This is a genomic window from Pseudobacteriovorax antillogorgiicola (genome assembly GCF_900177345.1).
In the GTDB taxonomy this organism is placed as follows: Bacteria; Bdellovibrionota_B; Oligoflexia; order Oligoflexales; family Oligoflexaceae; genus Pseudobacteriovorax; species Pseudobacteriovorax antillogorgiicola.
On the sequence record NZ_FWZT01000006.1, the window covers coordinates 92,302 to 112,127 of the forward strand.

Annotated in this window: 16 protein-coding genes; 5 read left to right on the forward strand and 11 right to left on the reverse strand. The window is 44.4% G+C overall.

The window, feature by feature from the left end:
• Positions 1-336: 336 nt before the first annotated feature.
• From B9N89_RS09755 to B9N89_RS09775, 5 genes are all read right to left on the reverse strand, one after another.
• On the reverse strand, positions 337-2,193 hold the full coding sequence (locus B9N89_RS09755; RefSeq protein ID WP_132317975.1) for a glycoside hydrolase family 18 protein: 1,857 nt from the start codon (positions 2,191-2,193) through the stop codon (positions 337-339).
• A 342-nt stretch (positions 2,194-2,535) separates the two neighbouring features.
• Positions 2,536-3,456, reverse strand: coding sequence for a hypothetical protein (locus B9N89_RS09760; protein WP_132317973.1), 921 nt, complete (start codon positions 3,454-3,456; stop codon positions 2,536-2,538).
• 442 nt (positions 3,457-3,898) lie between these two features.
• Positions 3,899-4,333, reverse strand: a complete 435-nt coding sequence (locus B9N89_RS09765) for a response regulator (RefSeq protein ID WP_132317971.1) — start codon at positions 4,331-4,333, stop codon at positions 3,899-3,901.
• Positions 4,334-5,461 carry a sensor histidine kinase gene (locus B9N89_RS09770; protein WP_132317969.1) on the reverse strand — a complete coding sequence of 376 codons (1,128 nt, stop codon included), beginning with the start codon at positions 5,459-5,461 and terminating at the stop codon, positions 4,334-4,336.
• Between the two features lie 146 nt (positions 5,462-5,607).
• A complete protein-coding gene (locus tag B9N89_RS09775) occupies positions 5,608-6,771 on the reverse strand; it encodes a tetratricopeptide repeat protein (protein WP_159455275.1) in 1,164 nt (387 codons plus the stop codon).
• A gap of 326 nt (positions 6,772-7,097) precedes the next feature.
• Here B9N89_RS09775 and B9N89_RS09780 point away from each other — a divergent pair, with 326 nt between their 5' ends.
• From B9N89_RS09780 to B9N89_RS09795, 4 genes are all read left to right on the forward strand, one after another.
• Entirely contained in the window at positions 7,098-7,346 is a 249-nt protein-coding gene (locus B9N89_RS09780) for a DUF7219 family protein (RefSeq protein ID WP_132317965.1), read from the forward strand.
• A 253-nt stretch (positions 7,347-7,599) separates the two neighbouring features.
• Positions 7,600-9,207: a TlpA family protein disulfide reductase gene (locus tag B9N89_RS09785; protein WP_132317963.1), complete on the forward strand. Its 1,608-nt coding sequence runs from the start codon at positions 7,600-7,602 to the stop codon at positions 9,205-9,207.
• Between the two features lie 182 nt (positions 9,208-9,389).
• A complete protein-coding gene (locus B9N89_RS09790; RefSeq protein WP_132317961.1) occupies positions 9,390-10,379 on the forward strand; it encodes a YjgN family protein in 990 nt (329 codons plus the stop codon).
• 2 nt (positions 10,380-10,381) lie between these two features.
• Positions 10,382-11,476, forward strand: a complete 1,095-nt coding sequence (locus B9N89_RS09795; protein WP_132317959.1) for a M48 family metallopeptidase — start codon at positions 10,382-10,384, stop codon at positions 11,474-11,476.
• Positions 11,477-11,489: 13 nt separating this feature from the next.
• Here B9N89_RS09795 and B9N89_RS09800 read toward each other — a convergent pair whose 3' ends face one another.
• Positions 11,490-12,539: a response regulator gene (locus B9N89_RS09800; RefSeq protein WP_132317957.1), complete on the reverse strand. Its 1,050-nt coding sequence runs from the start codon at positions 12,537-12,539 to the stop codon at positions 11,490-11,492.
• 144 nt (positions 12,540-12,683) lie between these two features.
• The gene (locus tag B9N89_RS09805; RefSeq protein WP_132317955.1) at positions 12,684-12,890 is read right to left on the reverse strand and encodes a hypothetical protein; all 207 of its coding nucleotides are present in this window, start codon (positions 12,888-12,890) and stop codon (positions 12,684-12,686) included.
• A gap of 306 nt (positions 12,891-13,196) precedes the next feature.
• Here B9N89_RS09805 and B9N89_RS09810 point away from each other — a divergent pair, with 306 nt between their 5' ends.
• Complete coding sequence (locus tag B9N89_RS09810) at positions 13,197-14,930, forward strand: OmpL47-type beta-barrel domain-containing protein (protein ID WP_132317953.1); 1,734 nt, start codon at positions 13,197-13,199, stop codon at positions 14,928-14,930.
• Between the two features lie 166 nt (positions 14,931-15,096).
• Here the strand turns inward: B9N89_RS09810 and B9N89_RS09815 are convergent, their stop codons facing one another.
• From B9N89_RS09815 to B9N89_RS09830, 4 genes are all read right to left on the reverse strand, one after another.
• Positions 15,097-17,298, reverse strand: a complete 2,202-nt coding sequence (locus B9N89_RS09815; RefSeq protein WP_132317951.1) for an ATP-binding protein — start codon at positions 17,296-17,298, stop codon at positions 15,097-15,099.
• Between the two features lie 141 nt (positions 17,299-17,439).
• The gene (locus tag B9N89_RS09820; RefSeq protein ID WP_132317949.1) at positions 17,440-18,105 is read right to left on the reverse strand and encodes a hypothetical protein; all 666 of its coding nucleotides are present in this window, start codon (positions 18,103-18,105) and stop codon (positions 17,440-17,442) included.
• A gap of 9 nt (positions 18,106-18,114) precedes the next feature.
• The gene (locus tag B9N89_RS09825) at positions 18,115-18,969 is read right to left on the reverse strand and encodes a hypothetical protein (RefSeq protein ID WP_132317947.1); all 855 of its coding nucleotides are present in this window, start codon (positions 18,967-18,969) and stop codon (positions 18,115-18,117) included.
• 114 nt (positions 18,970-19,083) lie between these two features.
• A complete protein-coding gene (locus B9N89_RS09830) occupies positions 19,084-19,683 on the reverse strand; it encodes a DUF2589 domain-containing protein (RefSeq protein WP_132317945.1) in 600 nt (199 codons plus the stop codon).
• Positions 19,684-19,826 lie beyond the last annotated feature (143 nt).

Genomic DNA, 19,826 nt, shown 5'->3' on the forward strand with positions numbered 1-19,826 from the left:
GTTCCTTGCTACCCTAATCTATTGCCAAGCAGCCCCATTTTTCGGGTCTAAACTCGGATGGGCAACAATAGATGCTATCAAGTGGGCTGGCAAGATCATTGCGTTACGCATCAATCAAATTGACATATTTATGCATAAATATGCAGCGATCTTGCCTTCAACTGTTGGAGTGTATGTCGGCTAGGGTTAGCGTTTGGGGTGCTAATTTAGCTTGGTTGATAGTAACTTTTCCTTGATTCTGACCCTTTATCCTGGGTCTTTCAAGACATTAATCGGAGGACAGTTCGAATTCTTTAGGGGTGGATGATTTGGGGGTTTGCACCCCCTGGTAGAAATCTAATTCTCTTTGGCAAAGACTCCATTGATAGCATTTAACAGAGGGTAGTCTTTCTTCTCATAGTCATAGTCTGCATCGAGAACCCAGAACATGACTCCTCCTAACTTATTTTTTAGAACAAAGTCAGCCTTGGCCGCCACGGATCGTTCGTTTTCGTATGAAATAAACAAACCTTTAGTTTCAGACTGCTTGTCACCATATTGATCCACAACAGTCTCCCCATAGGCGAACGGTACCATAGCTTTCGTATCAAAATACTCCGATAACTGTCCTTGAGCAATGAGATAGCGAACATGAGCGCTGTCATAAGCACCCGCTTCGTATGTTCCTGGTGAATTCATATAACCACCATAAGATTCGGGGTTTCCCTGATAAACGCTATAGTCCAACGTTCTGGGAACTCCAGCACTAATACATGTTTCTAAAAGGGGCTGACCATTGACTGGGTAAGCCTGAAGAAAAGAAAAATCGGCGGTCAACCATTTACCAGTATCCTGTGCGTCAGCAGTAATATCAAAATCGCAGTTGAATTCAAACGAGAATTCACCCTCACCATTCTTGAAGAATTCATTATCCTTTGAGAACACTTTGCTGTTATTGGGAACTTCCGCCCACCCTCTGCCGTAGAAAGGGATGCCGACCACTAGCTTTTGGCTGTTCAGTTCTCCTATGATGCTCAAGTAACGCTTCACGGTCTCGTCAACATTGAGGTAATTAACTGAGCTATCCCAAAACTCGCTGGGCTCTTTTTTCATTGGGTAAAGCGGCGACTGATGACCAATATGGGCGGCCCACCGGTTGAGGCGTTTGCCATCTTTCGCACCAAGAATGGAGTCTATTGATCTACCATCATGATAGTCTTGGGTACTCCAAAAACTCCCATCGGGAACTTTCTGGAAGCGAAAATAATCCCAGGCGCCCATAGCATCATAAGTCATGATATTGATCCAATCGAGCACTTCAATAATCGCCGGAAAATCGTAGTTTTCTAGTTTATTAAACTCGCGATCATAGGCTTGTTCGGGGCCAGTATAAATCGGTGTTGCAATGGTTAGTAATTGGGGCTTTTCTAATTTATCTAGCTCAGTTCTAAATAGTTTGATCAGATCAACGAAAAGCTCTTTCTCCTGAGGGACTCCTTCTAACCTTTCCGTATAGACTAGCTGATCATTTTCCATACGATAATTGTCATCCCGACCTCCGGCTACTGGATATTCCCAGTCGATATCAAGACCGTCCAGTCCGTAGTGCTTCACAATCGAGACACAAGACTTGACGAAGTGGTCGCGATATTTTTCCGTCGCTGCTACTCCAAAGTACTTCGACCCATCCCAGCCGCCAATGGCAATCGATACCTTTACATCCCATAACGGATGATCAGGATCGTCCTTTCGTTTGGAGATGTACTTTAAGTTCTTTAGGGTGATCTGGCTAGCTTCCAAGTCGGTTTTAACCTTTAGATCTTCGGTCAACAAGGGCTGCTCATCAAGAGATACGCACTCGTAATTATCACCGACCTTTCCTGGTATAAGAAAAGAATAATTTAAGTGGGTGATCTTCTTACCGGGTACAGCAGAAATAGGGTAGTCACGCTTATCCCGGTTAATTTTGAAATTCTTGGACTCAGGCTCAGCACTGTTTTCAATATAGTAGGAAATGACCTTTCGATGAGGCTTTTCTGATGTTTTTGAATGGGAATGACTTATGACACTACCGTGTGTAGAATCATCTGCGTTGTCAGAACCTTTTCTGGATAGTTTTTTTGAAAACTCATCACATGCCACAATTCCACCCGAGAGAACTATAAGCAGCACAAAGGCCAAGACGTCTTTGTAGCTTCGATCGATCAGCTTCATATCTCCTCCAACTCACAATGTTTGATGTTTATCTCCTCGCATTTAAGCTGTAAGGTTTTTTGCAATATTAATTCCATCAACCAGGCAAGAAAATGATAAGAATTTTATGTGATTACGTCTGCGATTAGAAAGACAAGACAACCTAGAAGTAAATGAAACTTCATACTTATCGATAGCTTAAGACTGAAATACTATCATTGCTCGCGATAATGGACATGGGCATGGTCTGAGCATGAGGATGAATGACTATTTTAGGAAGAGTTTGGTCTTGTTGGCGGCACGGGCAAATATACCCTTGCCTTCTAATTAATTTCTCGATCTGCTAGCGGTTTCTCTTGGGCATTACTCCCAAGAGAAGTCTCTGAAAATAATGTGGCTAATCAGAGCTTTGTCTGCTCCTCCCCAGGAACCCTTCATCTCCCACGTGATCCAGTTAAAAACCGTTGATGTATCCGCGCTCTCAGGCAATTTAAGATCGAAGACTTTACAATCTGACTCAAGCTTAAGCTGATCGGTGCCGCCTTCTTTCAACCAAGTTGTCGTCGGGGCACCACCAGCGCCGGGAAACTCTCCAGGCTTAACCCATCTTAAACCCCAGTCTGCAGGTGAGCCTTGATTGGGCTTTTCTTGTTTAGCAACAATGGTGACTCCACTGGCCGTAAAGTTACGAATAAATGGTTTTGGAACCGGAGCATTATATATAGAGTCCTTGAATGTGCCGGCTGAGTCTTCATCTGTGGGGAAGGTTAACCTAAAACCTTGAAAAATACCGCCATTGACATATGCAATATAGTTGATGCCATCCATCTCAACTTTTTCCACTTCACCACTACTCCAAACATCATCCAGACGCCAACCACTAGGAAATTGTAATTCTTCTCTGGAAACTTCTGTGAAGCTCTCCCCTGAAAAAGCCACTAAATCGTCATTAGCTACACTTGGGGAGCTACCGCAATTTGAAGGAATGGGATTTACCAATTCGTTAAGCGACGTCTCACCATTTTGGGAATCACTGTCATTGCCTGGATCATCGGTCTCGTCGTTGTCGATATCTCGATCTTGATCAAAGTCATTGTCAGAGCGATCTTCACCTCGTTCTTTGTCGGAGCTATCTTGGAAGTCACGCTCTTGGCCCTGAGCCTCACCACGAGGTTCCTTACTATCGCTAGATCTGACTCCGTATTTAGGAATTGAGGTGGGTTTATAGCATGATGCTAATAGGGAAAAACTTAACATTAGAAGTAAACTAATTCCGTAGCTCATTTATCGCTCCTGCAGTGTATCAACAGCTTCTCAGCTAGACTAATTCAAATCATGGGCCAACTTATTTATTAAAGATATCAGCAGCTAAGATATGTGCGCGGTGGCTCTTTCAAACTCACTGGTTGGAACAGAGTAGCGAGTTATACCTTTTATGTCGATGTAATTATTACTTTATTTACCTATAGAAGTCGAATCAGGTAGATTTTCTACGGCTCTTTGCGAGCACTTCGTAAGCAGGACAAAGAGCTTATGAACATATGGATAGCAAAATAGATATTTATCTGTGTGGTGGTTCCGCGTTAGCGGGCTGTCTCGACAAAGAAGGCCTTATCGATGCATTATGGGTGAAGATCAACCGTTTTATAATGGCCGCTGGAAAGCCCATCTTTAAGGTGAATTGCCACGGAAATTACAGCTTTTCGACTCTAAAAATGAAACCCATCTATCTCTTGAGCAGAGGAAATTCTACGATTTTCAGGTACGAATCAATCAGCGTGACCAAGTCATCAAACATAGATCCCGCATTGTCTTTGGTAATATAGCCATTTACTTTAAGGTCATAGGCTTGGGTAATTTCTTCTTCTCGTTCAGAGGTTGTAAGAATAAATATAATTGTGTTTTCAAGCTTTCTGTCAGCGCGAACCTCTTGCAGGAACTCTAAGCCACTCATTTTTGGCATTCTAATATCTAAGAGTACCAGAACTGGCATACCCACACTTTTGGAATGATGCTTTGCCCGAAGAATTTCTAGTGCCTCAAGTCCGTCACTAGCCTCGACTGTTGGAGTAAGCACATTTCTCTTACGCAGAGACCGCAGGACAAATTCCCGGTCGACCTTGTCATCATCAACTACAAGTATTGTCTTTGGTTTAGCCACCTAGCCGGCCTCCTTTTTCAAACCTTTTATAGAGGTGGGCCATGAAAATGTGAAGCTTGCCCCTTTGCCTTCTTCGGAAACTAGCGTGACCTCTCCACCAAACCGATTGACAGCCTTTTGCACGATGGCGAGCCCAATGCCAGTGCCCTCTATCTCATCACGAGACTGTAGGGTTTGAAATAGTTGAAATACTTTTTCGTGGAACTGGCTTGCGATTCCTTTACCATTGTCACTGACGGTGAAGTAGTAGAAAGAGCCCTCTTTTCTACATGAAACACACAGCTGCCCATCGTCCTTATCCCGGTGCCTGATGGCGTTGCCAATAAGATTTCGCAGCACAAGATCCAGGGGTGCCCGAGCTGTTTGAAAACTTGGCAGTGAGCCATCAATTTTTATCTTGTATTCAGAGGGCTTGTCTAAGCTTTCAATAATCTCCTCGACAAGGCTTTGGCAGGGTACTTCCACGATTGAATCGTCCATCCGACTTACCCTAGAGTACTGGAGTAGGTCACTGAGCAAAGCTTTCATGCGCTGAACTCTGGACTCCAGGGTAGCTAGGTTTTTTTGTACATCTTCATTTGGGTTTTCTAAGTCTTCCTTTATCCAAGTCACAAGATGCTCGATAGATCTTAAGGGAGACTGCAAATCATGGGATGCTATATAGGCAAACTCACTCAGATCCTGATTGCTTCTGTGTAGCTCAACATTCATTTCTTCAATCGACTGTAGGTATTTTTCCTTAAGATTCATTTGGGCTACACGCTCTGATATATCAACAGCGCAGGCAATCACATACAGCTCATTTTCATACTCTAGAGGCGTCAGACCAACCTCAATAGCAATATCTTGGCCTTCTTTAGTCTTTCCTACAAGATCCCGGTTACCACCCATCCGGCGTTTTCGAGGCGCCGCCAAGTAGTTCTTTACATATTGCTGATGCTTTCGAGGAGCAATAGGAACGAGTATTTCAACTTTCCTGCCATCTAACTCCCCTTCTTGGTAGCCGAAAAGGTTAAGAGTGGTGTCGTTGACAAATCTGATGCTGCCTGAAGAATCGACGATAATGATCGCTGCTGGCATCGCATCAACAATGGTTTTCACTAAATTTTGATCTTTTCCAATATTCAATTTCGCGTTCCTGAGACATACGTCTATGTCAAGATCCTATGTATAAACAGAATAGCATACCGTTTCATGAAAGTTAGCTAGCTAAAACTTCATTGGGATTAAAAAATAATATGGAATCGTTTGCGAATAAAGAAGCAGGAATACCCCTAAGCAACAACCTTGAGTTTTTTAGCGAGAGAATTAGCTTTCTCAAATTTAGGGTCGATACGTAGACATTTTCGAATGAACTTTTGAGCGCTCTCGTGATCGCGCATTTTATAGTAGCAAAGGGAAATATTAAAAAAGACCTGAACCTTGTAGCGATCAGTTTTTAGAGCTTTTAATGCCGTTTTGTATAGCTCCAAGGCGGTTTCCATCTCGCCCTCTTGCACTTTGGAAACGGCTACATTGTTAAAAATGCTAGCTGATTCTTCTTCTGATAAACTCGATTTAAACAGAGACAGTGCTGACTCCAACTGCCCATCTTCGAGCATCACCTGACCGGATCGTCGATCGGCTTCAAGAGCAACGTCCGAATCGGAAGACTTAGCTTGCTGGTAATAGGAAAGCGCCTTGGTCACATCACCCTTACCATAGAACGCATCGCCCAATAGTAACAAGCGATCTGGGTTCTTTGGACTGAGTATATTAGCCTTCTCTAAAATTTGAGTGGCATGCTCTAAGTTGCCCTGTTTCATAAGACTACGGGACAACAGATTCATTGCTCTAACGTTGTGTGGCTCCTTATGAAGCACATCGCGGGAGTAATGGGCTGACTTATCATACTCCTCCTCGCGAAGGCACAGGGCTCCGAATTCTAACTGAACGTTGGTTTCGTTAGGATACTTTTTTATGGCATCCATGATTTCATTATCAATGTCTTGCTGAGAATATTGACCCGAGAAGCGAATTCTAGTGAGAAGGTTAGGAATATCGGTGGAGTCTTGCTTATAGTAAAGTTGATCGAGCTCAGAGCCAAGGTTCAAAGCAGCATTAGAATAGCTCATCACCTTTTCCACCATAGCATCGTAGCTAAAAACGATCATCTCAGTGGTTACTTCAGGGACGAGAATGATTCTGACCACACCACGCCCAATTTCTTTCTGAGTAAATTTGAGATGAAAATGCCTGGCTTGCCCCTCATCTACGGCAGCCCAATCGTGAACCAAACCAGCAGGTTTAAACTGAAAAATAGCGTCGCCCACCTCCATCATACTGGAAATAAAACTCACCTTGTAGTTTGCCATGGCAAGCGCTTTGCGTATGAAATTTTTGTTCTGATTGTCGTTGCTGATCGCAAGAACGTTCCGACGACTGATTTCCAGTTCCATGAGATCCACCATCTGCCAGGGCCATCCCCTTTATTCTAAGGTATTTTCAAGGGATTAAAAAGAGTCCTAGCTGCGAACTCAAGGAATTAAAACTGTTCTTAACGCTTTGCTCTAGCTACCGCTTCCCTAGATCCAGCTGAATAAGTCATGGACCTGATTGAACTGATGCATTATTTTTAAGATATAGCCATTTCTTAAAATTCTGTGATATGCTGGTCTCGTTGGCCTAGCGCCAAGGAAGACGGTCACACACCTGTCATTTTTGAAGTGTGTTTTCGTGACCGGAAACAAATGGAGATTCCTCCACAACCACCTAGGGAGGCAAGATGTACGATTTACTGTCAAACCGCGACAAAATGAATCTCTTCGAGAAGAAGCTTCAGCTTTTTGCTAAAGAAGTTGAGATCTTATGTGCCCTTGAATCGGGAGGTAAACTGGAGCCGAGGGAAGCCTACTCTAAGATCAAAACCAGCTGGAAAAAGCTCAAGGTGATGAAGAAGGACCTACTACCAAAGATAGAAAATATGCCCGTGGAAAGTTCTGAAGTGATTGAAAATCCTCAGTCTCCAGTTTAGAGCGGTTCCGAAAACCTCCACTTATGGTTGCTCTGTGGCAGTTCAATAATGCTAAAGGCTAAGGGGCTTTGCCCCCGCTTAGGAATCAGATATATTGATTTTTCCTCACAATGTGTGCTTAATGGCCCGCGGCAGAACTTCAATCGAATTCAGTCGCGGGCGCATCGAATGGCCAGCCTTAACCACAAGAAAATTCTGTGATAGATTGAAGATGGCAGCGACATACCATATTTACATATTGGATCTATGAATCATGAAAAGCGTGTTTGTAGCGATCTTATCCATTCCCCTCATCTATTTGGCTTTAGAGCTACCCAAATATCTGAACATTCCGAAAACTAGTGAACTACCAAGCCTGGTAAACCTACCGGCACAGCTAGAATCTAAACATATTCAGGTTCATCACAGCCAAGATAAACTTTTCATTTGGTGGATAGAAAATAGTACTTTGAAGTTCAGTCGCCTGGATGATGGCATCTGGCAACAACCGGTAGCTATACCAAGCAGCTCTGGGCTACAAATCAACTGGCTTGATCAGCCTCATTTCACTTATTTTGCTGGTAGCTACTATGGAGTTTTTCTAAGCGGTAAGGCCAAGCAGCGTCGGTTTCAGTTCGTAACTTCGAGGGACGGCCAAGAGTGGCACGAGCTAGGCTGGAAAACGAACCACAGCACCCACGGTGAATTGGGCTTTGCTAAGCTAGCCTCCCACAAGGGTGAACTGATAGTACTCTGGCTGGAGGGTGGCGAGAATCAGACTCAACTTGTAGCCAGCAACTTAAAGGATCAAAAGAAAATTGTCTTGGACCGACGGGTCTGTGATTGCTGCCCTCTTGGGATTTACACCGAAAATGACGGTAATCTCATCATTGCCTATCGGGATCGTGGCAAAGATGAAAATCGAACCATAACAGTGGCCGCTTTAGGAAGTAACTATGAGTTAGAAAGGTTTCCAATAGAGCAACCGAAATGGATTACCGAATCTTGCCCGATGAATGGCCCCGCGTTAAGCCGGGTTGGTAAACACCTGGGCCTAGCTTGGTATACAGAAGTGAATGGGTCTCCCTCGATCTTGCTTGCTTGGAAAAAGGATGGAGGACCGTTTGAAACCTACGGACCTATTGAAACCCTTGATTCCCAAAGAGGGCGTCTGGGCCTAGCACCCTTGAACGATGAGTTCGGCCTCCTCACGTGGGTCGGTCCCAATGAGATGGGCAAAGGGCGGATTTGGTCTAAGCCCATATCAGTAGCAGGGCAAGAAGGGCCGCTATTCGAGCTGGCAGCAATCAACTTAAGCCACAAATCAGGCATCCCCCAACTTGTTAGCTTTAAAGATGAGCTGTACTTAGCTTGGACATCTCTGGGACGAAAAATGGTTATGATGCGCCGTTTCGTTCCAGGTTTCTTCAAGTACAACCCTGATGTCATTGCTCCCCCAGAATCACCACCCTCACGGCTCCAATATGAAAACCTGAGCTTCACCGACCTTGATGGCAAGCGCCGTGAATTAGGAAAGGGACAGCAAACACTCCTTGTTTTTTGGGCATCTTGGTGCAAACCGTGTCTGGATGAGATCCCGACTCTGAATGAATATGTGGAAAGCAGGCCTAAGCTGAATTTGTTGAGTATCAACCTCGACGACATGACTCCTGAAGAGCTGCAATCAACTGTGGCTAAGCTCGGGATCCGATATCCCGTGATCGCTGACGACAAGAATGAATTACAAGCCTACTTTAATGTTCAATCATTACCCACGGCAATTATGTTGGATCAAGCATCCCACGAGATGTGGCGGATAGTAGGTAAGAATGAAAGCGCATTGCAGCGGAAGATGGATCGCCCCCAGCTTGGGACTTTTTAGGGGGGCTTCCCCTTCCCAGTCTTACCTAAAAAATACCCTCCCCTATCAAGTCATGATAAGCCAGGAATTCAGTTCAGCTTCCGAAACCAGCCCAAGATCCGATAGGAAAAATTATTTCGCAATATTTTGGTCTTATACCGGTCGTAATAAGCAGTTGAATCATCAAACAGAGGGCTTCAGTAATGCACGAGACTCATGCTAATGCAGTTGTTAGAGAAGACACAACACCACCATCCATGCAACAGTCGAATTTTAAGTATCATGGCACAGGATCAGAACTTGGTCTTCTGATTTTAAAGAACGTATTTCTAACCCTAATCACCATCGGCTTGTATTATCCTTGGGGCAAAACAGCGCTTCGTAAATACCTATGGTCTCATACATCCCTTGATGGTCACAGATTTCAATTCACCGGTACGGGAAAGGAAATCTTTATTGGTTACCTGAAGGTTCTTGGGGTTTACGTCTCGTTCGTGATCCTGAACGTCGCGACACGGTCTCACACCATGCTCAATGGCATCATCGGTTTTGGTTTCTTTCTATTATTTCTTTGGGCCTTGCCTTACCTAGCGTTTGGCTCTCATCGCTATGTTATGAGTCGTACCAAGCTGCGGGGAGTGTCCTTCCGGGTGGATGCTTCACAACAGAAAAGTATTATCCGATTGTTTTATAAGAACTTCCTCTTTAGCGTCTTGAGCCTGGGGCTCTACATCCCTGTGTTGCAATTCCAACTCGCACAGGGCTTAATCCGAGCGACACGTTATGGGGACAAACCTTTCCATCAAGATGGTAAGGCCAAAGACGAATGGATAATCTCCATCACTAATATCCTAGGTATGATATTCACCGCGTATCTCTACACGCCATGGGCGATAGTTAGAAAGCTAAGATATCGATTACGACATGTTCGCATTGATGATGCACGATTAGAAACTTCAATAACGGGCTTGGGCCTCCTTGGTGTCATGCTGCTTTCTCTACTAGGTACTATTCTAACCCTTGGAGTTGCTGCACCATGGATCAAAACTTTTATCAATGCCTACTTCCTGAAACATATCTCTTTAGTCGGAAATATTAATTACGACGAGACCATGATGGTCAAATCATCTGGAGGCGATGCCTCTGGTGATGCAGGCTCGGATGTTTTTGATGTTGATATGGGAGTATTTTAAGCTTGCAAGATCTATTTAGAACGAGACTGCAAGGGGAATTTTTCGATGGCAAAACGGCGAAGGCTCATCAGGTGAGCCTTCGTTTTGAGCCTGAAAGCCTGCACATGCTGCATCAAGAATCAGGCCACCGCTACTATAAGTCGGACTTAGCAATCGAAGATCTCGGTGAGGATACCGTGCGAATCGATCTCTTAAATCAAGATGGTCAGTTCTTAATCGTACGGCATTCAATACTAGTCAAACAGCTTCAAGAGCTGGGTTATTTAGGAACCTATAAGGCAAAGGGCAAAAGAGCGTGGCTCATGTTCTTGGGCCTTAGTTCAGCGAGTTTGATCGCCTTGCTACTTTTTTATCAGGCCTTGACGCCCCTGTCTTATTGGACAGCGACCCAGGTTCCATTTGAAATCGAACAGCAGATCTTTGATGATTTTGTGATGCGAGCTATAGAAGATAGCTATTGCGAAGACCCTGAAGCCTTAAAAAGCCTTGAGACCCTTAAAAATCGGCTTTTACTAGCTGGAAGTGACCGAACTTGGCAGCAGCAGATAAAAGTCTCCATTGTAAACTGGGACATGGTCAATGCTTTTGCTCTTCCTGGTGGCAGGATAGTAGTTACAAAGGGTTTATTGGATAGCCCGAAGGAGCAAGTTGCAGGGGTCATGGCTCATGAAATTGGCCACCTTAAAAAGAGGCATGTACTTGGAGAATATATTCGGGGTACAGCGCTTTCAGGAACTCTCAGTATCCTTATTGGGGACTACACTGGAGGGCTAGTAATCGACCCTACGATGATTAGCAATCTTGTTCAGAATAAGTTCTCTCGCGAAGCAGAAGCCGAGGCGGATCATGTCGCACTTAGCTTGTTGGATGAATCTGGTTTTGATCATCGTCCCATGGCTCAGTTTTTTAGAAGTTTGGAAGATGAGATGGGAGGCGAGGAAGCTTGGTATGATAAAGTTTTGAAATTTATCTCAACCCATCCAAGTCATCAGGAGAGGATTGCTTATATTGATTCGTATCAGCGTCAACACCCTGTAGATGCAAGTGTGTGGGATTTTCATTGGCAAGCGTTCGATGAATCCAGTTGCAGCGATTAAGCTGCATCCGCGTTCAGCGTGACCATGATAGCACTTTTCTAACCCGCTCTATCAATCGCACGAAGCGATTCATAGAGGCTTCCACATCGGTTTCCACCTGACGCTTCTTTTCTTGTTCTAGATTGCCGAAGGCGAGCTTTCGGCAGCCAATAAAGGTGCGGAAATTTTCTGCGCACACATCTTCTAAGGTTTTTTGGGTGTAGTAAAATTTAATCGCCTGCCTCACCCCTAAACGGAGAACGTTTACACTGACAGGCTTACTAATGAAGTAACAGGCATCGTGGCGAAGCATTTCCCGCGCTAGGTCGTTGATGCCCGCTTGTCCCGAAATAACCATAACAGGGACTGTCGGGTTTAAATTACGAATGTTCTCTAGCAAGTCGATACCGGTGATACCACCAAGATGATAGTCGGTGATGACAAAGTCTATACCTCCCTGCTTAAACATGTCTAAACCAGCCTCCCCAGAGGGCGCAAGAACCGTTTTCAAGCCTTCTTTCTTCAGAATTCGTTCGATCATGGAACTGAACCCATCGTCATCTTCACAAAGAAGAACGCAAGGCGGGCGATCGAATGTTTCAAGTTGATCCCGCAGCCCCCCTTCTGACTCGTCTTGTTCCACTGCTAGTGGTGGTGACTCCTCTTGCTTGGGAGCTTCACCTGACTTGACGGGGGCATACTTTGATATTATTGGTGGAATGTTAAGATCACTCTGGCTTTCACCATTGTCAAGAAGCTCCTGCACAGCATCGGTTAGATGGTCAAAACACTGGAAAACATCGTCGACTAGGTTCTCGGTGTAGGCAATATTCCCTTCTGCAATACCTTTTAACACATCTTCAAACAGGTGAATGGACTCTGAGAAGCTCATAAAGCCACACGTGGCTGAACCACCCTTCATAGAATGGACTCGCCTGAATATGTCACTAATTGCATCATCCGATTGATTGATTTTCCATTGATTCAATTGCTGCTCAACGGCCTCAAGATGCTCGGAGGATTCAGCCAAAAAGGTATCGATGAGTTCTTTTTGAAATTGTAGATAGTCTTCCGCTAAACTCATGACTCACTCCAAGAGACGGCACTCAGTTCTCCTTGCCTATCGGAAAGTTAGTAGGATAGTTTATACGTTCCCGAATAGTAAGAAAGGCACCCCAAGGAGATGCCTTTTCTATTGCACGGAAACAATTATATTAATTGTAAAGGCTTACCAGGCGAACCAATACCCATCCTGATCCTTATCGATAACCATGAACTCATCTCGCGGCTCCCCGAGTCCGTCGACTTCTGATTCGACTCGTACCCAAGAATGAAGATCCTGATTATACTCAAATAACCTTGGTTCTTGCTTGCTGTCGATTATATCGTGACCGGTTGTTTGAATTGTCTCAAACAATCTACCAAGTTTTGTCATAGCACTTACTCCTCTAATTTAGACATCGTTACCTCACACCTCTATTCGGCTGTTCCTCGGCCAACCGAAGGAGAATGAACTAATACCAATAGTAAGATGATCTTAGCTGTGAACAATTTAGAATTGAGCAATGAAACAGCTACAGAAATTCATGAATTGACTTATATCCTACTTAAAAACGATGTTAGGTGAAATCAGCAGAAAATTCCTTCTATGACAACGTTACGAATAAACAAGGATATCTTTCTAAAGTTGCTGAGACCGGGGTCGATCACGAACAAAGGCGAAACAACAGCTGGAAACTTTATGAAGCTTTTGATTGCGAATCTTTGCCTCCTGACTCCGATTGTTGCAGAAGGTAGTGATAAGAAAGAACAATTTTTACGAGACACGCCTGGTACCTACGTAGATTCTTCTGGGCAGTTTTTTATACATGCTTCAATGCCTTTAAATTTTCTCATCCAAGCAGGCACTCAGGAAAAGCAAGCTCACACTCTTGGCCATCAGAAAGACCCCAAGAATAAAGAACCGATTTTTTTGAGTGAACATGGTCCCCATAAGTTCACACTCCGAGATGGCAAACGGATCTTTACTTTTCCCTTTTATGTGGATAAAAAAGCGCCTTCGATAGATATATCTTTCAGTAAAGCGAACTCTATGACTCACGAAAACCGGAAAATCTTCGGCAAAGGTTTATCAATATCTCTTTCAGCCTCGGATCGTGAATCTGGCCTCCATAAGATATACTACCGACTCAATCAGGAGGCTGTTCAGGAATACGAAAAACCGATCGCAGTTGAAAAGCAAGGCAAGTATCGCCTTCAGTATTTCGCAAGAGATAGGGTCGGCAACACATCCGATTTAGGGGTAAAAATCTTCGAGGTCGACACCACACCACCGAAATCAGTTCATAAGTTCGTCAATGCAGTGAAAAGCGATAAACAGATGGTACTGTCGCAGCTTTCGAAGATCAATATCGGCTCTACTGATGAAGAGTCTCTTGTGAGTCGCATCGATTTTCAGATTACTGACCAAAAGAAAAAACCTGTGCAACAGGGGGTTTTTCGAACCCCGTTAAACTTGAAAACCCTTAAAATGGGTGCTTATACCTTAAGTTACTATTCCATTGACCAGGTTCAAAACCGGGAAGACAAGGTGACAACAAACTTCTTTGTGGACACTCTTGCTCCTTTACACGATTTAGTATTCAACCAAGATCATACCCAGAAAGGTCGTACTGACTATATTTCCCAAAGAACCAAAATCGCTCTTAAGTCATCTGACAACGTCTCTGGTGTAGACCGGGTAGAGTATGCTCTGGATGGCAGTGCTCGCCAGCCTTACCAAAATCCCTTTTCTCCACCGCCAAAGAACGGCTTTTTCTCTATTGATGTCCTAGGCGAAGACAAGGTAGGCAACCAGGCTAGTAAAACGTTTAAATCACTATTTGTGGATCGCGGGCGTCCCACTGTTTCTTTCTTGATACAAGGTCCTGTTTATCAAAATGGGAGCCTTTACTATGTTGCTCCCCAGTCAAAATTAGTACTCAACGGAGAAGATAAGGAATCCGGCCTAAAGAAAATAGAATATACCATTAATAACGAAGACTACGTAGAATACAAGTCACCCCTTAGGTTTGATGATGATGGCTCATTTACTGTGGAATTTAAGGGACTTGACTTTGTAAATAATATGAGCCCCAATCGTAAAATCGATCTATTTCTGGATGATAAAAAGCCCAAGATCTTCCATCGTTTTTCGTCTTCTCCGATTGGAGATCGAGAACACCAAGGCAAGAGTCTAGATGTATACCCTACAAATACGTCTCTATTTCTGGGTGCATCCGACGATCATTCAGGTATTGATAGCATAACCTACAGTCTAAACAACAAAGCCGCTATCGTCCTAAAAGAAGCTATGATCCCTTTGACTGAGCCGGGACTCTACGAATTCAAGGTCTTCGCCAAGGATCGTGTAGCAAATATGACTAGCGAAACCATTCGAATTTTCATCACGAGCCCGGACATCCGCGCTCACTAGTGCTTAGTCACATTGGATTCTCAGCTAGGCGTCGAGGAATGATTGAGGAGATAGTACTCCCGTACAGCGACGATTGAGAGACGAAGACAACAACGCTGAGGATTCAATGTGACTAAGCACTAGAGTATTGTACTTATTGTGTTCTGCTTCCCATGAAACAAGGTTTTCAAGAAGCTAGCTTCTTACCAACTCTTTCCAGAAGATCAGTAAAAACGATGGCAAGATCTCTCTTGGTGAGGGGCTTTGCAATAAAGTTGTCCATACCGCTTTGTGCCGCATGGGTGCGATCACTTTCTGAAGTATTAGCTGAAAGAGCTACGATATAGGGACGCGAAGGAGAGGATTTATAGTACTCTTGCATCCCTTCAGCAGTCTCGAAACCGTCCATCTCTGGCATTCTGAGATCCAGGAGAATTAGATGGTAACTGTGGGACTTGATTAATTGCAGGGCTTCCATACCACTTGATGCTACGTGAACTGTAGGCCCTAAACGGCTGACTAGCGAGTTCGCGAGATCACGATTCACTTCAATATCATCCACGACCAGCACGCTAAACTGATCTAACAGGGCTCGATCAGGCATGGCTAATGGCTGAGTCTGACTTGTGTTAGAACTGACATTATCATGAAGCCTGACTGTGAAGGTCGAGCCTTGACCCTCAATACTATGGAGAGTTATGTTCCCACCTAATTTTTCAGCGAGGGACTTAGAGATGAAAAGACCAAGTCCACTCCCTGAAGCTGTGTGATTGCTTTGCTGCCGTCCCTGCTTAAAACGCTGGAAAATGATTTCTTGTTCTTCCTCAGGGATGCCTCGGCCTGAATCTTTGATAGCGATGTCAAAATATCTATTACCTTCCTCACTCACATGCTTGAGCAATACATCGATAGCACCTTGCTCAGTGTACTTAATCGCATTTCCTATGAGATTGCTAACAATTTGTCGCACTCGGATGGGATCACTTGAGATTTGAATCGTACCTTCACCAATATGATTGATAATTTTCAGGCCTTTATGATCAGCCGTTATCTGATGAATTGCGATTGTCTCGTCCAAGCAGTTTTTAAGGTCGAAGCTACAAACGTTGACATCCATCTGCCCTTCTTGGATTTTTGATAGGTCAAGGAAATCGTCAATAAGGCTTCTGAGTTGCTCACTACAATTGTGAACGATTCGAATTCGCTTGGATTGCAGTTCGTCTAGGGTATTTGCTTCCAGTAGAAGTTGGGTATAACCCAAGATGCCATGGAGTGGTGTTCTAATTTCATGACTTACATTAGCCAGTAGTTCTGCTTTTGCCTTTACAAGCTCTTGAGTTTCTCTTGAAGCTTTAATCACCTCATTTTCTGCAACCTTCCGAGCTGTAATATCAAATCGAATAGCTACAAAGCGTTGCACCTTGTCGTGCTCATCCCGAAATGGAAAGATTGTGGTATCGACCCAATATTCGTCTCCGCTCTTACTACGATTGCAAATCTCACCCTTCCAAATCTTACCCTGGGCTAAGGTTTGCCACAGTTTTCTAAAGAAAGTGCGGGGATGGTAGCCGGAATTGATGATCCGATGGTCTTCCCCCAACAGCTCATCTCGACTGTAACCAGAGATTTCTAGAAACCTATCGTTTACATAAGTGATGCGTCCACCAACATCAGTCTCTGCAACGATCGCCGCAGCATCCAGTGCTTGTTTCTGGCGCTCCAGCTGAGTATGAGACACATGAAGTTGCTCAATCAATCGTTCTTCCCTGAGACGACTGGAGATATTTCTGATACCGTGAGAGAGGATAATCGCTGAGTTTTCAATCATATCGATCTCAGCTTTAGAGAATGGCTTCAGTGATACGAGCTGCAAGCCTCCCACCAGGCGACCATCAACAATCATAGGGACCGCAAGCAGAAACTCCGGGTAAATTTTTGAGAAACCTGTATCGATAGCAAACACCTGACCTGGAGTTTTTATGCAGATCGTCGTCTGAGTCTGGCAAGCTTGCCCTAGCCCCGCCTGGCCTAAGGCTATGGGCTTTAGCTCTTGGCTGGATGCTACACCAACGCAAGCCACAGGGATAAGATGCGCACTTTCGTTACCGTATGCGTGATCTGCTACAAAAACACAGGCGATGGGGACATCGAGAGTTTCACATAGGATGTTAACAAAGGCCTGACCCGCAGAAGAGGTAGACATCTGACCCAGAACATGGCGAGCAATCTTAGCTTGTAGCTCTGACTTTGGGTGAGTCGATGAGGAAATATAGTCTATGGCCTTCGAGATCTCGTTAGGTAGAGACTTAAGCCTGCAATATTTCTTTGCTTTCTTGATTTCACCATCGGCGATCATGGTTAGAAGATCGACGACCAGCCTATGATCCAAGACTTACCTCCCTTTTCATCCGTTTCGGTGAGTTACAAGCTGTCCTCCATATACCTCTAGGTAGTGGTTAGCCTTTTAACGTTAGGTAGGTATCCCGGGGTTTGAGAGGAGTGCCATACGGAACGGTTCGCGCAGAAGCTGTCAAGACCTCTTCTGCGGGGTTGTTTTGCGACCTGGTATAACGGTTAGGTTCGTCGGCTGTTTGGGGGTGTGAGGCTCTTGCCCAGACTCACGCTGCCAGGCCTCGATAACATCCGAAACCAAAAATAGCGCTTCTGGGATGCTTACCAAACTCAATATCTTTTGAGTTCCCGGCCTCAATTCTTGTTGGTTATTGAGCTTTTGCCAAATTCCTTTGCTATTCTCTATTTTTAGTTCTTCGTTGCTAAGAACTCCATTTTGAATTGCTACAAGCATTAGTTGCTTGGTGATATCTTTGGCTTCATCCACCTGCCCTTCAAGTGGATCAAGTACTTTACAAACCACCGCCTGGGCTTGATTCAAGATTTGACCGCCGATGGCCCGCACAATTTTTTTTCGAGCCCCTCGAGTTTTTTCCGCGAGGCTAGGATCTACATGGTAGCAATCCTTGCGCCAGACTCCCATTTCAGCACTGATAAGGTCCGATCGGAGTCCAGCAATCTTACCCACCTCAGCCCGACGATGGCTGGCAAAAATCTTCTCAATTTGACTCAACCACTCCTTTAGGTCACGACTAAAAAATGAAGATTGATGATCGAAGGAGTCGACGAGAATCGGGAGTTGGATCATCATACCTTTGAGGTCTTCAAGAGTTTTAAGCTTCATAACACAGCCTTATTCAGGGACTAGAATCTCGTCCGGATCTTGTTCTGATTCAGGTTCGTTCACCGTCCATTCAACCGAATCCTCAGTGACCGTTAGTTTAAACATAGCAAGATGCTCGTGGCTAGACTCTCTCACCTTTGATGTCTGAGCCTGAATCACGATTTTAGAGGCTGCCTTATGCTTTTGATTGAGTAGAAGCTGATTGACCTCGCTTAAAAAAGACTGTCTTAGGGAGGCCTGCACTTTGCTATCAAGCTTCTGCTGATTGATCTGAGTCCGTACAAACCGAATTCGGTAGAAATGATTAACAAGATACTTTGCGACCGTTGTGGTTTTATCTGTAAATGTTGAAAGAGAGTTTTTTATTCTTGGTATCTTTGTGAGTCTGTCCGAGATATCTTTATCTGCGCGGGTCCTTCTCAAAGTTGCTTTAGCAGACCCTGGATCACCATATACCTTTTCGACAATAGCTTGGAGCTCAGGTTGAATCTTGGCCTTGATCGCAGGACTAAGGCCATGGCCTCCCAATTCCTCCAATAGCTCACTGAAGACATCTAATACTTGGGTCGCGAGTTGCTGCTGAGGGCTAAGATTATCATCAGTATCGTCATCATCGCGGCTTTCAAGACCATCAGGAGTGAGTGTGCCCACCATGATGACAGGAACATTCAGCTCTACCTTTGGTAGTCTAACCCTCGGCACTGGAAAATGCTTTAGCAGGGGGTGGCTCTGATACTGTTCCGCAATCCGAATGGTTTCAAGATCAGCTTGCATTCTTGCCTTCGTTACCGAAGACAGTAAATGACCGAGATAATCGCCAAGGGACTCGTTGAATTCATCGTCGCTTTCTGGAGCTTGAGGCATGAGATATATCCTTTATCACATTCTAAGATGGTCATTGTCCCTATTATAAATTGCTCTGGATCGATTGGAGAGAGGCAAAAAAAACCTTGCGGTCTTTTTGCCTCAAGTTTCTAATTATGCAGCCTCATCGACCACCTTGGATTCTTCAGTCTGACCAGAAGTATTATCAAAGATAGATTCTTCAAGAATATTCAAAACCTTCTCCATTCCCGCTGGAATCTCATCCTGCACAGCATGAACGCGAACATCTAATGAATACGTTTTGGTTTCTTTACTACCTGATTTACTAGCCTTTTGATAACTTGTGTTTACCTTTAACTTGACACTACCAACGCCCCAACCATGTTTCACAGCGAGTGAGCCATCGATGCCAAAGCTTGAGGAGTTTTCCTGAGTGGCAACACTATTGATCTTTGCCTTAAACTCGATGGTTGTATCTTCCACCCTAATGTAAGGAATAGGAACGATCGTCAATAAAGGAACGATTAGCTCAACGTTGTCCCGCATGTTCTCATCTTGGGACGCCTTAGTGTAGGAAAACTTTACGTTGTTTAAGGATTGCTTACCATTTTCGTCTGTCGAGAACCCTATTTCTTTGATAAAATCAACCGTTGCCTTCGCAGCTTGAGTTTGTGCGCTAACAACGGCAGTTAAGGGCCCACCTATCATCGATGAAAAATCGATACTTGACAGTTCTTTACCAGGATTTGACATAACACCTCCAGATGTCTGAGATCATTCTCGCGCTTGACTTCGGACTTTGCCTGGAAGGCTTTAGTCAATTAAAATTTAAGGTTCCCTCTTTAGGAAATCAATCTTGGTTCAAACAGATACCGAAGGTATTTAAGGCAGGCAAT